Annotated in this window: 10 protein-coding genes; 6 read left to right on the forward strand and 4 right to left on the reverse strand. The window is 50.4% G+C overall.

Going from position 1 to position 15,499, the window contains the following annotated elements; genetic code table 11:
* Positions 1-27 precede the first annotated feature (27 nt).
* Positions 28-1,947, reverse strand: coding sequence for an IucA/IucC family protein (locus CX664_RS03405; RefSeq protein WP_101745371.1), 1,920 nt, complete (start codon positions 1,945-1,947; stop codon positions 28-30).
* Between the two features lie 254 nt (positions 1,948-2,201).
* On the opposite strand from CX664_RS03405, the gene CX664_RS03410 reads away from it, so the two are divergent.
* The 6 genes from CX664_RS03410 (at position 2,202) to CX664_RS03435 (ending at position 10,044) form a co-directional block, all read left to right on the forward strand.
* Complete coding sequence (locus CX664_RS03410) at positions 2,202-3,476, forward strand: MFS transporter (RefSeq protein WP_101745372.1); 1,275 nt, start codon at positions 2,202-2,204, stop codon at positions 3,474-3,476.
* Entirely contained in the window at positions 3,458-3,850 is a 393-nt protein-coding gene (locus CX664_RS03415; protein ID WP_145999793.1) for a hypothetical protein, read from the forward strand. Before CX664_RS03410 ends, CX664_RS03415 begins: the two co-directional genes overlap by 19 nt.
* 115 nt (positions 3,851-3,965) lie before the next feature.
* A complete protein-coding gene (locus CX664_RS03420; RefSeq protein WP_101745374.1) occupies positions 3,966-4,796 on the forward strand; it encodes an ABC transporter ATP-binding protein in 831 nt (276 codons plus the stop codon).
* Positions 4,797-5,720 (forward strand): iron-siderophore ABC transporter substrate-binding protein, encoded by a 924-nt coding sequence (locus CX664_RS03425; RefSeq protein ID WP_101745375.1) that lies wholly within the window; start codon positions 4,797-4,799, stop codon positions 5,718-5,720.
* On the forward strand, positions 5,717-7,735 hold the full coding sequence (locus CX664_RS03430) for an iron ABC transporter permease (RefSeq protein ID WP_180966360.1): 2,019 nt from the start codon (positions 5,717-5,719) through the stop codon (positions 7,733-7,735). Before CX664_RS03425 ends, CX664_RS03430 begins: the two co-directional genes overlap by 4 nt.
* A 98-nt stretch (positions 7,736-7,833) precedes the next feature.
* Positions 7,834-10,044 carry a TonB-dependent receptor gene (locus CX664_RS03435; protein WP_101745377.1) on the forward strand — a complete coding sequence of 737 codons (2,211 nt, stop codon included), beginning with the start codon at positions 7,834-7,836 and terminating at the stop codon, positions 10,042-10,044.
* An 86-nt stretch (positions 10,045-10,130) separates the two neighbouring features.
* Here CX664_RS03435 and CX664_RS03440 read toward each other — a convergent pair whose 3' ends face one another.
* The 3 genes from CX664_RS03440 to CX664_RS03450 all read right to left on the reverse strand — a co-directional run bounded on the left by CX664_RS03440 (position 10,131) and on the right by CX664_RS03450 (position 15,332).
* Positions 10,131-11,594: an F-box/WD repeat-containing protein gene (locus CX664_RS03440; protein WP_101745378.1), complete on the reverse strand. Its 1,464-nt coding sequence runs from the start codon at positions 11,592-11,594 to the stop codon at positions 10,131-10,133.
* 549 nt (positions 11,595-12,143) lie between these two features.
* Positions 12,144-13,652 (reverse strand): F-box/WD repeat-containing protein, encoded by a 1,509-nt coding sequence (locus CX664_RS03445; RefSeq protein ID WP_101745379.1) that lies wholly within the window; start codon positions 13,650-13,652, stop codon positions 12,144-12,146.
* A 258-nt stretch (positions 13,653-13,910) separates the two neighbouring features.
* Positions 13,911-15,332, reverse strand: coding sequence for an F-box/WD repeat-containing protein (locus CX664_RS03450; RefSeq protein WP_101745380.1), 1,422 nt, complete (start codon positions 15,330-15,332; stop codon positions 13,911-13,913).
* Positions 15,333-15,499: the final 167 nt, after the last annotated feature.

Below are 15,499 nucleotides of genomic sequence, written 5' to 3' on the forward strand. Positions count from 1 at the left end.
GCTGTCCCTGTTTTGGATTTTTGGCAATTAAGATAGAAGTTCGTCCTGTGACAACCCGACGAGTGGGTTAGCTAGCGGGTGATACACTGCCAGAGGATTCTCCAGGGTGTTCTCATTCATATCGCAGTAAGAGCAATAAAAGTTGCCCTTTGACCAGAGTTCAGGACTGTTGAGAATGTAGTCCAGACAACCTGTATCTCTGGGATCAGACGCTCTGAGCTTCACCAGAAACTCCCTCAGAGCCATCAGCAGTGAAGATTCTGAAGTGACTTGCCCAGCCCCAAGGGCACTGATGACACCAAAGGTGGAATTGATAATCAGATAATAGGTAAACAACCAGTTGCCCAGTTCACCATCCACATGATGCTCCTGCTGCCTGGTTTCTTCTGAGATCGTCTCCGCCAGAAGTTCACGGGCGGTATGGCTGTAGCCCGTTCCCTGGCAATCACGGAAATAGACTTTCCGGGGATAACCCTGTTTCAGAGTGATCAACAGGTTCTGCTGATGGGCACCAAATAAAAGACCAAAGTCTGACTGTCCAATCATTAGCGGTTCTACGACGGTTGACAGGTATTGGTTAAACCAGCGAACAGCTATTCTTTCTGGTGGAAGCTGCTCTTTGTCAGCCAGTTTCCGGATCAGTGAAACCAGCCTTGATGCACCGTCAGGATTATCCTGGGTCAGGCTGGCCAGTAACTCGGTTGACCTCAATGTTTGAACGTTATTGAATGGATTTTCCCGCAGAACCATCATGGTCTCTGGCAATATCTGCCCATCCGGTCCCCTGATCGCCCCATGGGCAGGCTCGGTGATCACCTCAAAGTCCGGGTAGCGCTGCTTCATTTCCGTGCCAATGGACGTATGATATTTCACCTGATGGATCTCTTTGCCGCGAATCACCTCTTTAGGCAACAGGTGGCGCACAGAGTTGGTCAGTTTTACGCTGAGTGAATACTTCAACATGAAAGATGCGTGGCTGGCATGCAGGGAACGCACGGATGATGTTGCTCTCCAGTCACTGCCCTTTAATCCATAATCAACCAGTTTTTTTTCCTGAATCAACTGACGTATATAGTTACTTTTCAGCCACTGTTCAGCCTGCCATGGATGGGCAGGCAAGAGCGTTTGATGCTCCGGGGTTGCATGGAGTAATGCAGCTGGAAAGTTCTGGTCTTCTTCTGCCAGTTGTCTGGTCAGTTCATTGAACGACAGTGTATGAACGCTGTCGGCATCGAGCAGGTCGGAGTCTATGGCAAACCAGTGGAGCTGGAAGCTGCTACCAAACTCAGGCATATACCGGGCGGCATCATCCCGACTGAATTGAGCATAACTTTTCGGGCAGGGATGGACAGAGTGCCCTGTCAGCAGTGACTGTTCTGAAGTCTGAAAATCCCCGGGACCGTTAAAAATGTCGTCTAATGATGGCTGACGGGCTCTCAGATTGGTTTCAATATTGTTAACACTGTGATGAACCCGTTCCAGGAAGTTTCTCCGGCTCTGTGGATCGGTCTGCCAGAGAATATCCCCGGTTACCAGCAACTGAACGGCCTCCATAAAAGTGATGGGAGTAGCCGTTGCTTTTGCCGGGCTCGATAAAATGACGGGCATTAAAAACTGGTGACGCCCGGTTATTGAAAAGTGACTGATAAATACCAATAGCGATACATCATGAACAGGGATATTGATCACATGATCAATGTTCTTCCCGGTGGCAGAGTTCAATTGTGATCGATAACGCTCTATCACTTTAAACTCATTAACTTGATGTAATGTCCAGCCTTGCCATTCCCGCAGGAGCGCATTAAAAAAACAGTTAGCGCTCAGCACTTCAGCCTGGTTTCTGACAATAGCCGCATCACTTCGCCGTTGAGCATTCAGGCTATCGGGGTATATGCCGGACATTATTTTATCAGCCGACGATTTCAGTATTGAATCTGAGGACATCATTATTATTTCAGTTTTTATGGTTCAACGAATTACGCTCTCATCAACAACGTTGTTGAGAGTTAGTTATTAAAAGTTTTAATACGGGTTGGTCATCAATTCTTAACTTATTCACCAACCCATTTTCTTTTTCAACGGTCTGTTATTTTCACTTTTTAAAATCGACCCCATCCTGGATTGGGTTGCTATCCTATATGATAACAATTATCATTTGCAACAAATTGAATAATATAAATGTGCAGCATTGAGAATTGAACATGCCGGAAAATGCGTTATATCACGTTTCAACAGACACCCATTCCGGGCAATGCTCTTTCGGACAACAACCTGCCCGGAATAACTTTTGTCGTTTGATCGCGGTATTCCTGCTGGGAACTGGCCAGACAACGCTGCTGATCAGCCTGCCAGCCATTCTGGAAGAAACCGGAATTGGCTATGGTGTGCTCAGTGTCATGGTTGCTCTTGGTACCGGATTGTTTATCGTATCGGCCCCCATCTGGGGACGGATATCAGACATATATGGTCGTATACCTGTAATCATCTCGGGTACTGTCGGCATAGCCCTGAGCTTTTTGATGCTGACCCTGTCTATTCAGGGAGTGGTGTCTGGTGTGCTGAATCAACAGCAGGCAATTTTCTTAATGTTCTCTGCCCGCATCGTCTATGGGCTGCTTGCATCTGGCTTGTACCCGGCGGTTCAGGCATGGGCTATTGATGACAGTGACCAATCAAATCGAGCCAGAATGCTCAGTCGCATCACGGCAAGTATTAATGTGGGTCGGCTGTCCGGCCCCCTGGTGCCAGCCTTATTTATCGGTTGGGGAAGCGCTTTTCCTGCCGGTGTGGTATCGCTGCTGGCCATGGTTCTCCTCACGATGCTGGTCATTTTACCCGTTGTATCAGTCAGGCATGACAAGATGTCAACAGCCCGTAATGGCAATGTGCGCTTATTGGGATTAATGACAGAGACCTGGCCGTTGCTGTTACTGGCGTGCTCAGTCACCACGTTGTTTGGTTTTCTGCAATACCTGGCCGGTCCCCGACTTCATCTTATTGTTCATGACGGAGTCACCACCACCCGATTACTGTCAATCCTGATGATGCTGGCAGCACTGTCGACCATTATTGCCCATCTGGTCGCTGCCCGGTGGGTTCAGCGAAATCTGGTTATGGCATTGAAGTGTGGGAGTGTGTTGTTGCTGATCGGCAGTATGTTCATGGTGACCGGTGAGCACCTGTTCTGGCTGGCCAGCGGACTGACCATCAGCGCCGCTTCGGTTGCTTTATTAACACCCGCCTATACGGCATTGGCATCTGCTCAGGCCAGCAGTCAGCAGGGTGCTCTTACCGGCATGCTCACTATGATCCATACCATTGGCTATACGCTGGGAGCATTGCTGGCTGGCACGATGAACAGTAATGGCTGGCAGCAGGAGTTGGTCGGGGTGCTGGTTGCCAGCGTATCACTGATGATCACTTTTTTATGGGTTGATCATAAACACGGGAAGTCATTATGTCTGCGATTCAAATGATGGGTTGGCCAATGGTTACCATCCGCTTTAATGCTCCGGCAACGGATCAGGATGCACAGGATTGGTTACATGAGTTATCCGGGCTTCTGGACAGAAAAGAGCCCTTCAGCATGGTGATACATGCGCAGCCTAACAGTGAGTTTTCTCCCATAGCTCGCAAACTGCTTGGGCTCTGGTTTAAGGAGAAACGGCAGTTGCTGGGCTTATATTGTTCCGGTGTCGCCAGACTGGTTGGCTCGGAACAAGAGGGTGACCGTGTAGTCAGTAAAAATATGCAAAGTGCCATGCCGTTTCCCATGAAGGCGTGCCTGGATTGGAGTGAAGCAAGGGATTGGGCAATGACTCAAATACAGGATAAAAAGAAAATCACTTGAATGACTAAACGATAATCAATATCATTCGCAACCATCTCAAAAACTGGCCAATAAACCAGCATAAAACGGATCAGTCTGAGACAAACGACACAGTTCATCAAAAAAAGAAAAATGGATGTCTAATCATACACTCTGCCTTAATCAGGCAAGTTACCGTGTTAATGGCAAGCAGGTGATCAAGCCGATCAGCCTTGAGTTGGCTCCCGGACGAATAACCGCCATTCTCGGACCGAATGGTTCGGGCAAAAGCACGCTGTTAAAGATGCTTTCCGGTTTGATCACGCCGGATAGCGGAGCAGCGTTACTTGCTGGAAAACCGCTGATGCAGTGGCACAGAAAAGCGCTGGCCCGGAAGCTGGCACTGTTACCTCAGCACTCACCCGTGCCCCTGGGAATGTCAGTTTCTGAACTGGTCGCCTGTGGTCGTTACCCCCATGCAGGGCCCTTTGGCCGGATGAAATCCTGTGATCGCCGGGCAATCAACACAGCGCTGGCTCGGGTGGATATGGTGGGCTTCGCGAAGGCACGAGTTGATCACCTGTCCGGGGGAGAAATGCAGCGGGTATGGCTGGCGATGGTACTGGCCCAGGAGACCGGAATTTTATTGCTGGATGAGCCCACCTCATGGCTTGATATTGCCCATCAACTCCAGCTGCTCAATATCGTACGGACGTTGAACCGTGAGCAAAATACGACAGTCGCCTGGGTTCTTCACGACCTTAATCAGGCGCTGCAGTTCAGTGATGATGTGGTGTTGATGAACCAGGGAGATCTGGTACGACAGGGCAGGGCGGACCGAGTAATCGACACGGACGTTATTGCTGATGTGTTTGGTGTTAAAACCACCAGAGTTCAGCCAGAAGGTTATGATCACTACCTGTTTTTGCCATCAGCGAACAGTTCACCAGAGCCGTTGCCGAGTGTATCAGACAAGGAAGTTGCCTGAATGTCAGTATCTTTCAATGCCAGGCTTCACGCTGCTTTTACCTTACTGCTGCTACTCGCCACTGCTGCCCAGTCAGCCGGGGCATCATCTTTCGATTCAGGCAAAAAAATACCCGATAAGATTGCTGCCCTTAATTGGACCCAGGCAGAAATGTTGCTGACTCTGGGCATTACACCTGCGGGTGTCACGTCAATCAAAGGTTATAAGGAGTGGCAATCCAATAGTCCGATAATGCCAGACGGGGTTCGGGAGCTGGGCTTAAGATCCGAACCATCACTTGAGGCCATTGCGGCGCTCAAGCCGGATTTAATACTGGGCTACCAATGGCGACACAATCGAATTATTTCAGAGCTGGAAGCCATTGCACCCACGGTGCTGTTTACCCAGTATCCCACAACAGACACCCCTTCAAACTACTACCACAGGATGCAGAGTGTCTTTCGCTCTGTCGCTCGGCTGATCGATCAGACGACTCTGGCGGAGGAAAAGCTGCGGGAAATGGAGCAGTTAATGGGTCAGGCACGGCGTCATATCCAACAAGCCGGTATGACTGGACAGTCAGTGGTCGTTGGTAAATTTGTGGGAATGGGGCTTGGGCTCAGGGTCTATGCCGATGAGTCCATGGCGGGGGCCATCGTTAATGAGCTGGGTCTGGTGAATAGCTGGCACAGCGCTCTGCCCGGGCGGGACTTTACCCATGTTGACCTGTTAAAGCTGACCACCATTGGTGATGCCAGCCTGCTTATTATCGGTAGTCAGCCTGATGACCTTCCGGCCATGACTCGATCTCCGGTATGGCAGGCTATCCCTGCGGTCAGGGAAGGGCGGGTTCACTATTTGCCGGCACTGTGGTCCTTCGGAGGACCGTTGTCCGCAACCCGTATGGCAACGGCAATCGTGTCACAACTGGCACCGGAGGCATGATGAATTACTCCGTACCCTTTAAAGCAACCACGGTCTCTCTGTCAGTATTTCTACTGTATGTGCTGGCCGTGACAATCTCTTTAATGACCGGCCCATCAGGCATTGACGCCAGTTTGCTGGTTGATATGCCATTTTTTCCATCGTCCGTACCGGGCGGAAGTATCCGCGAGCATCAGCCCCTCAATGCAACCATTGTTACCTGGTTGTTACTGCCCAGAACCCTGATGGCTTTACTCTGTGGTGCAGCCCTGGGCGCGGCCGGGGTACTGATTCAGGGAGCAACCAGGAATCCCTTTGCCAGCCCTGCAACCCTGGGCGTTAATGCCGGGGCCATGGTCGCGATTGTGATGGGATCGGTATTGCTGCCGGATATTACCGGGCAATACCCGGTCGTGGTGGCATTTACCGGCGCAATAATCACCACATTACTGGTCTTCCGTCTGGCCAGTGCCATCAGCCATTCGCCGGTTAACCTGGTGCTGGTGGGGATGGCAATCACCCTCTCTTTTGGTGCTATCAGTGCTGGCATGCTGATGTTTTTCGAAAACCGCCTGGATGGGTTGTATACCTGGGGGGCCGGTAATCTCTCCCAGTTCGATTTTCAGGCGGTTCAGCACAGCTGGCCAATAATCCTGCTGTTCACCCTTATCGCGTTATTCTTTGCCCGGCAACTTGACCTGATTGCCCTGGGGGCAGAACAGGCCCAAACCCTTGGGGTAAATGTACGACATACCGTTGGCTTTTCGTTGCTGATTGCCGTGATCCTGTCTTCTACCGTCGTCAGTCAGGTGGGGATGATCAGTTTTGTTGGCCTGATTGCGCCTCATATTGCCCGGGGCCTGGGCTGTCAGTCGGTATGGTCGCGACTGCTGCTGGCTTCGGTGGTGGGGGCATTGTTGCTGCTCAGTGCTGATATTGCCGCACGATTGATCCCGATAATGGTCTCGGACTCCCATTACAGCTTTCCCGCTGGCGTCATGACCACCATTGTTGGAGCCCCGTTTATGATCTTTCTACTGACGCGGAGAAACCGGGTCGGTGCACTGGGGACAACGCCGGGAGAAACGGGTATACGTGCACTGTTCTCTATGAACCCGAACCGCACTCTGGCAGTTCTGTCCTTACTGGGTCTGATATTGATGGGATTGAGCCTGTTCAGCCAGATAGAGATGTCATTTATGCATCTGCGCTGGCCCAGGGTCATGAGCGCTGCGTTTGCGGGTGCGGCACTTGGGGTTTCCGGTCTCGTGTTACAAACATTAACCCGAAACCCACTGACCAGCCCGGACGTATCGGGATTAACGACAACCGCTGTTTTATTTATTGTTTTGGGTGCCGTTCTCTACCCGGGAATAGACAGTTTTGGTTTGATGCTGTTAGCCATATCCGGCAGTGGTTTTGCGTTGATCCTGTTGCTGACCCTGAGCCGTCTGACCGGTTTCAATCCCCTATTATTTGCCCTGGGCGGTCTGTGCCTTTCGGCGGTTGCCGCCACCCTGATCAGTATGGTGCTGGTTCTGGGCAGCAACCAGTCCAGTGAAGTGCTGATCTGGCTGTCCGGCAGCACCTATGCCGTGACTGATGCGCGCACTTATCCCCTGTTTTCAGCCGTTATAATCCTGCTTCCCATTTTGTGGATGATGTGGCATAGGCTCGATATTCTTCAGCTTGGTGCCTATCTGCCCACGCTGCTCGGTATCCGTGTATCCGTCACTATTGCGCTGCTGCTGGTAATCGTCGCTTTGCTCAGTGCAGTCAGTGTGGCGGCGGTAGGCGGGGTTTCCTTTGTCGGACTGATGGCTCCCCATATCTGCAGAGTGACCGGTATGTCCAGTCACCGTCATCTTATTCCGGCAGCAGCCATTACCGGGGCATTGTTACTGGTCAGCAGTGACTGGTTATCACGAACCGTTATCGCTCCCTTTGAAATACCCTCAGGCCTTTTTGTTTCCGGTGCCGGTGGTATTTACTTCATCCTTCTGCTGCTCAGCGGAAAATACATCCAGCGTCGTTAATTTAATAAAAGAAGTAAAGAGGCCTGCAGGAAGCAGGTCCTGCATAACTACAAGGACTTAATAAGAATGACAATCATTACTCATGGAAAAGTCGAAAAATGAAGAGTAAAAAAATACCTCTGCCACTCATGGCGGCGATTTCTCTGGTTACCGCCGCTCAGGCGACAGCAGCTTCAGAGACAGCGGTGACCACCCTGGACCAGATAGTGGTTACCGCCTCCCGGTCAGAATCCAGCGTTTCCAATATTTCTGGCACGGTTCAGGTAATCGGCCAGCAGGAGATTATTCAGCAGTCCCAGCCGGGACAGAAGCTGGCGGATATTCTTGAACAGGCTGTTCCCGGGTTTGGACCCAGCACGCAAACGGTGACAGACAGAACCCAGAGCCTCCGTGGCCGGAAAGTATTGGTCCTGATCGATGGCATTGCTCAAACGGAGAACCGTCAGATCAGCCGACAACTGAACTCTATCCGGCCAGAAAATATTGAACGTATCGAGATTATCTCCGGTGCCAGTGCAATTTATGGTGGTGGCGCTACTGGCGGGATTATCAATGTCATTACCCGTAAGCCTGAAACCGATGAGTTGCAGTTTGCTTCGGAAGCAGGATTCAAAGTATCCGGTGATGAACTGACCACCTGGACACTTAACCAGAATATCAGTGGCCGCTCCGGTGCCTTTGACTATCTGTTCAGTGGCACCTATGAAAGTCGTGGCGGTATTTTTGATGCAGACGGTAACCGGGTTAACCCTGATCCATCCCAGGTCAGCCGCATGGATACCGATAGCAAAGATGCGCTGATTAAACTTGGGTATGACCTGACCGACCAGCAGCGACTGGAGGCAACGCTGCAATTCTTTGATGACCAGATGGATTCTGATTATGCACCCGATATTTCATCCGTACCTGGTGGCAATATTGCCGACTCACCCGCAGCCCTGAAAGGACTTGAGCTGGAAAAACAGCCTTACAGTCAGCGACAGTCTATTGACCTTGTTTATAAAGACGACGATTTTCTGGGCAATAACCTTCAGGCACAGACCTACTATCGTGAGCGTGAAGCCCGATTCTTTCCCTATCCCAACGTCATTCGAGGAGTTGGTACATTTATAAACCAATCGACGTCTACCGCTGAGGTTTTTGGAGTAAAACTGAACCTTGACCGTTCGCTGAATAATCAGCTCAAGCTTTCCTACGGCCTTGATTATGATGTGGACGATGGCGAGCAAAGAGGGCAGCTGCATGATTTAGCAAAATATATAGCCAGTGGTGGCAGAGTTATTGAGCCCACAGGCCCAGAGTATGAATATGGTCCTGATGTTGAAACCAAAACCCTTGGGCTTTATTTGCAAACCTCCTATGATTTAACCTCACAGCTGACGCTGAATGGCGGTATCAGGTATGAGCGTGCAAGGCTGGATATCAGTGATCATATGCCTCTCGCTGAAACTTGGATTGCACCACAATTAGGGATAACAAAAACTCCACTGGAAGGTGCCGTTAGAAAATACGACGATACGCTGTTTAATCTTGGCTTCGTCTTCCATCTGAATCAAAGTAATGAGCTGTTCGCTAATTACTCTCAGGGTTTTGACGTGCCCGATGCGTCGAGAATTCTGCGTGATACGGTCTCCCCGGTTAGTCGTCTTCCTAATAGCCTGCCGCTCCCGCGAACCAATATTTCTGAAGCAAACCTCGATGCCATCAAGACAGATAGTTACGAGCTTGGATGGCGGGGTAACTTTGACAATATCATTGCCAATGTCTCCGTCTTCTACAATGAATCGGACAAAACCATTGCCTTCAATGAAGACTACAATGTAGACCTGCTGGATCAAAAAAGAAAAGTCTACGGCATTGAGGGGGCTATTGAATATTTCCTGAATGATTACTGGTACGTCGGGGGTACTTACGCCTTTACTGAAGGACGCAGCTATTACAAGGAAATAGGGGAGTGGCTGGACCTCCAAGCAGCGGATGTCTCACCGGAGAAATTTACAACGTTTGTCGCTTATGATCAGGGAGATCTTAATGTCCGTCTGCAATCCATGACCTTCCTGGATTATGACAAGGGGAAAAAAGTTAACGGCTCTACAGTGACAGACCTTGAAGTTGATGGATACACAACCGTTGACCTTCTGGTTTCCTACGACCTTCCCATGGGCACCCTTAAAGCAGGAATAACCAACCTGTTGAATAAGGACTACGAGACCGTATACAGCCAGTGGGCCAGGACAACCTATAGCGGTATCAGTGCACACAAGGCTGAAGGTCGAGTCTATAACCTGAGCTACCGGGTCGAGTACTGATAAGGCATCAAGAGCCTGTTGACATTTCGTTGCGGGCTCAGTTTGTCAGATTGCTAATATACGACAGCTTGTTTTTACATTAACAATCAACGAATTCTCTTCTTTTTCGTGGGAGGTGAGCAGGAATCCAGCCGCCCACCGGTCTGGGCTGATTTCAACCGGTTGTGTTTTCCATGGGGTGTCACCCTCCGTCGCTTCTCTTCGGGTTTGTTCAGACGCCACACCCTTATGGTCTGGTCAAGAGAACAGGAAGCCAGCCCCCCATCAGGCAATGCTGTGACGGATTTCACACAAGCGCTATGCCCCTTCAGTATTGCCACGCATTGCTGACCGTCGGGCTTGCTCAGATCCCACACTCTTACGCTCAGATCACCAGGACCCGAGCAGGAAGCCAGACGCCCATCGGGCAATTGCGTGACTGACAACACTATGCCGGTATGCCCATTCAGCGTCGCCACGCATTGCTGGCCGTCGGGCTTGCCCAGATCCCACACCTTTACGGTATTGTCAAAAGATGAACAGGAGGCTAGCCGCCCATCGGCCAATACCGTGACTGACACCACCCAACCAGCATGCCCTCTCAACGTCGCCACGCATTGCTGGCCGTCGGGCTTGCCCAGATCCCACACCTTAACGGTCCCGTCATGAGCGCAGGAAGCCAGCCGCCCACCGGGCAATACCGTGACTGACTCCACCCAGCCGGTATGCCCATACAGCGTCGTCACGCATCGCTGGCCGAGATCCCACACCTTTATGGTTTGATCAACAGAGCAGGAAGCCAGCCGCCCATCAGGCAATACCGTGACTGACTGCACCCAGCCGCTATGCCCATACAGCGTCGCCACACATTGCTGGCCGTCTGGCTTGCTTAGATCCCACACTTTTACAGTCCCGTCATCAGAACAGGAAGCCAGCCGTCCATCAGGTAATAACGTGACTGAGTTCACCCTTTCAGTATGCCCAATTAGCGTCACCACGCATTTCCGCCGACCAGACCTACCCAGATCCCACAACTTCACGGCCCGGTCATCAGCACCGGAAGCCAGCAAACCATTGGCCAACGCCGTAACTGAGTTCACACCCCATTTATGCCCTCTCAGAACTGCCACACAGGTTCTCCAGGCTTTGCTTCCCAGGTCAGCAAAGTATTGATTGCTTACGAATCGATAATAGGCAAGCCGTAATAAACGGTCATGAATTTTATTGCCAGGAACAGCGGGTACATCCCTGTTTTTAATTATTTTTCTATAGGCTTCAAAGGCAGAGTCATAATATCGAATGGCCAGTTTTTTCAGTTTTTCTTCTGTGTTGAACAGTGTCATTAAACGCTTATTTGTTAAAGCCAGGCTTCTAACATCAACGAAAGACAGGTTGTTAGAAATTTTAACCAGGAGTTCATTTGGCAATACCATTAAAGACGACACCTGTTCCGGATGAACAACCGAAATCCCTGCAGTGGTTTTTTTCCCTGTCTGGTTGCCCGATGGATATGTTTCCCGGGGATAATGAGGGGAAGAGCCGTTAGCATTATCAGCGATATTATTAGCCATGCAGTCTCTGACCAGTTAATAGCTCTAAAGTTCTCTTCCTGAAAATATAATAATCAGTCTGCTTGAATTCAGGTTATATCACTCCGCCCTGATAAAGAGTAAAGCCCTATTCACCTCCTGACCCGACTATAAAAAAGTCGTTAATAAATAAATGAATTAATGAGCGCATGAATCCGGTCCTGAAGACAAAATAAGGGTCTAAGGCAGGCCATTGCGTGGCAACTTTCATTAAGATACCACTGCTATTTTTTACATCATTAAACGATTGTTCTTCTTTGTATGAGGAGGAACAAGGAGGCAGCCATCCATGACTTTGTTCATCCTGTCGGTGTGCACATTCTACGCCGCCACGCATGGCTACCCTATTACATGGTTTCAATGAGTTTGACGTGTACAATCTCCGTTCACCCTGAGCGGAGTCGAAGGGTGCTTGGCACGATCTATCAGAGACTGGAGTTTCCGCCTTTAGGCCCTATGGGTCCTTCGACAGGCTCAGGACGAACGGAGTGCGGAGGCACGACAACCCGTCAAACTCATTGAAACCATGTACTACCCGTTGGACTCTCTCAGATCCCATACCTTTACGGTATTGTCAGCAGAGCAGGAAGCCAGCCGCCCACCGGGCAATGACGTAACAAAGACCACCCAGTCGGTATGTCCATGCAGCGTCGCCACGCACGGCTCTCCGACGGGCAAGCTCAGATCCCATACCTTTACGGTATTGTCAAAAGAGCAGGAAGCCAGCCGCCCATCGGGCAATAACGTGACTGAGTCCACCACACCGGTATGCTCACGCAGCGTCGCCACGCAGGGCTGCCCGTAAAGATTGCTCAGATCCCATACCTTGACGGTCTGGTCAGAAGAGCAGGAAACCAGCTGCTTACCGGCCAGTGGCGCGACTGAATTCACCCTGTTAGTATGCCCATTCAACGTTGCCACGCATGGAGGCCCCCGGAAATTGCTCAGATCCCACACCTTTACGGTATTGTCCTCAGAGGAGGAAACCAGCAGCCCATCAGGCAATTGCGTCACTGAGTACACCCATGACTTATGACTTTCCAGCGTCGCCATGCATTGTTGCCCGTCGGGCTTGTTCAGATCCCAGATCTTTACGCTCCTGTCAGTAGCACAGGAAGCCAATCGCCCATCGGCCAGTGTCGTGATTGATTTCACCCTGCCAGTATGCCCATTCAGCGTCGCCACGCATTGCAGCCCGTCGGGCTGGTTCAGATCCCACACCTTCAGGGTCTTGTCATCAGAGCAGGAAACAAGCCGACCGTCGTGCAATGTTGTGACTGAGTTCACCCTGCCATTATGTCCATGGAGCGTTGCCACGCATTGCTGCCCGTCGGGTAGCTTCAGATCCCACACCTTCAGGGTCTTGTCAAAAGAGCAGGAAACCAGCCGCCCATCAGCCAATGCCGTGACTGAGCTCACCCTGTCAGTGTGCCCCTTAAGTGTCGCCACGCAGGTTTTTTGGGTATGAATTCCCAGAGACTTCAGGTATTTATTACTTGCGTTTCGATGATCAGCAAGCCGTAGGCAGGAAGCCCGTTGCCCATCGGCCAATGGTGTGACTGAGTTCACCCCGACAGTATGCCTTTTCGTCGCCACCCAGGCTTGCCAGGTATTATTTTCCAGAGAAGCCAGGTATTGATTGCTTAAGCATCGATGATAAGCAAGCCGTAATACCGGGTCATAAATTTCATTGTTCGGAACAGCAGGTATATGTACATCCCTGTCTTCAATCAGGTTTCTATAGGCTTCAAGGTCAGAGCCATAATATTGAAGGGCCAGTTTTTTCAGTTTTTCTTCTGTGTTGAAAAGTGTAATCAAACGCTTGCTGGTTGTAGCCAGGTGGCTAACATCAACGAAAGACAGGTAGTCGGAAATTTTAATCAGGAGCTCATTTGGCAATGCCAGTAAAGGCGACACCTGTTCCGGAGGAACAACCGAAATCCCCTTCGTAGTTTTTTCTCTTGACTGGTTATCAGACGGGTTGCTTCCCTGATAGTGGTTAGGTGGAATATTATCAATATTAGCGATATTTCTTTTCACACCATTTCTGACCGGTGAACAGCTCTAAAGTTCTTTCTCGAAATGCAAAAATCAGCAGCCTGAATTCAGGTTATATCACTGTGCCCCGATAAAGAGTAAATCTCTATGCACTTCCCTACCCGACGATAAAAACGTCGTTCACTCAATAAATAAAAATTAGTGAATGCAGGAATCCGGTCCCGGAAACATGATCAGGACTCAAGGCAGGCCATTGCGCGGCAACTTTCACTTCAGATACCACCGGTAATTTTTACATCATTAAACGATTTTTCTTCTTTTTCGCGGGGGGGAGCAGGAAGTCGGCTGCCCATTCAGCGTTACCACGCATTGCAGCTCGTCTGGTTTGCCCAGGTCCCACAACTTTATGGTCTCGTCAAGAGAGCAGGAAGCCAGTCGCCCACCGGGCAATGGCGTAACAAAGAACACGTCTTTGGTATGCTCTTTCAGTGTCGCCACACATTGCTGGCCGTTGGGCTTGCTCAGATCCCACACCTTAATAGTCTGATCATCACCACAGGAAGCCAGCCGTCCATCGGGCAATAGCGCAATTGACTTCACCCAATCGGTATGCCCATTCAGCGTCACCACACATTCCTGGCCGTTGGGCTTGCTCAGGTCCCTCACCTTAATAGACCCATCATGAGAACAGAAAGCCAGCCGCCCATCGGGCAATGGCGTGATTGTGAACATCCAGCGGAGCGCATTCAGCGTTGCCACACATGCCTCACCGGCGGGCTTGCCCAGGTCCCACAACTTAATGGTCTCGTCAAGAGAGCAGGAAGCCAGGCGCCCATCGGGCAATGTCGTAACACAGGTTACCCAATTGGTATGCCCATTCAGCGTCGTCACACATTCCTGGCCGTTGGGTTTGCTCAGGTCCCACACCTTAATAGTCCCATCATGAGAACAGGAAACCAGCCGCCCATCGGGCAATTGCGTAACTGAATCTACCTCCCTGGTATGCCCGTTGAGCGTCGCCACGCATTGCTGGTCGTCGGGTTTGCTCAGATCCCACACCTTTACGGTTTTGTCTTCAGAGCAGGAAGCCAGCCGCCCATCGGCCAATGCTATGACAGAGCTCAGCAGGGAGGTATGCCCATGGAGCGTCATGACGCATTGCTGCCCGTGGGGTTTGCCTGGATCCCACACCTTTATGGTCTGGCCAGCACAGGAAGCCAACCGCCCATCAGACAATAACGTGACTGAGATCACCCCGGAGGTATGCCCATTCAGCGTCGCCACGGCGGTTTGCAGGGTATTACTTTCCAGAGAAGCCAGGTATTTATTGCTTACGTATCGATGATAAGCAAGCCGTAATAAAGGGTCATAAATTTCATTGCCCGGAACAGCAGGTATATCCCTGTTTTCAATCATTTTTCTATAGACATCAGAGGCAGAGCCATAATATTGAAGGGCCAGTTTTTTCAGTTTTTCTTCTGTGTTGAAAAGTGTAATCAAACGCTTGCTGGTTGTAGCCAGGTGGCTAACATCAACGAAAGACAGGTAGTCGGAAATTTTAATCAGGAGCTCATTTGGCAATGCCAGTAAAGGCGACACCTGTTCCGGAGGAACAACCGAACCCCCCTCTGTCGTTGTTTCTCCTGCCTGGTTACCAGACGGGCTTGTTGCCTGGTAGTGGTCAGGGTACATGGTATCAATATCAGCGATATTTCTTTTCACATCCTCTGACCGGTAAACAGTTTTAAAGTTCTTTCCTGCAAAGACAATAAATCCGATTTAACCGCTTGCTGAATCCACATTATGAAAAAAATGTGGATCATTCAGTTTGCCAACCCTGGTATTTATAGGTTAAGTAGCTGGCCATATGGAATCATATATTTCTGGCT

Origin of the sequence: Endozoicomonas acroporae, assembly GCF_002864045.1 — a bacterium.
In the GTDB taxonomy this organism is placed as follows: Bacteria; Pseudomonadota; Gammaproteobacteria; order Pseudomonadales; family Endozoicomonadaceae; genus Endozoicomonas; species Endozoicomonas acroporae.

Excerpts from the sequence above, each read along its gene's own strand:
- CX664_RS03410 (WP_101745372.1), top strand. The coding sequence starts at position 2,202 with ATGCCGGAAAATGCGTTATATCACGTTTCAACAGACACCCATTCCGGG.
- CX664_RS03440 (WP_101745378.1), bottom strand. The coding sequence starts at position 11,594 with ATGGCTAATAATATCGCTGATAATGCTAACGGCTCTTCCCCTCATTAT.
- CX664_RS03420 (WP_101745374.1), top strand. The coding sequence starts at position 3,966 with ATGTCTAATCATACACTCTGCCTTAATCAGGCAAGTTACCGTGTTAAT.
- CX664_RS03405 (WP_101745371.1), bottom strand. The coding sequence starts at position 1,947 with ATGATGTCCTCAGATTCAATACTGAAATCGTCGGCTGATAAAATAATG.
- CX664_RS03425 (WP_101745375.1), top strand. The coding sequence starts at position 4,797 with ATGTCAGTATCTTTCAATGCCAGGCTTCACGCTGCTTTTACCTTACTG.
- CX664_RS03430 (WP_180966360.1), top strand. The coding sequence starts at position 5,717 with ATGATGAATTACTCCGTACCCTTTAAAGCAACCACGGTCTCTCTGTCA.
- CX664_RS03415 (WP_145999793.1), top strand. The coding sequence starts at position 3,458 with ATGTCTGCGATTCAAATGATGGGTTGGCCAATGGTTACCATCCGCTTT.
- CX664_RS03435 (WP_101745377.1), top strand. The coding sequence starts at position 7,834 with ATGAAGAGTAAAAAAATACCTCTGCCACTCATGGCGGCGATTTCTCTG.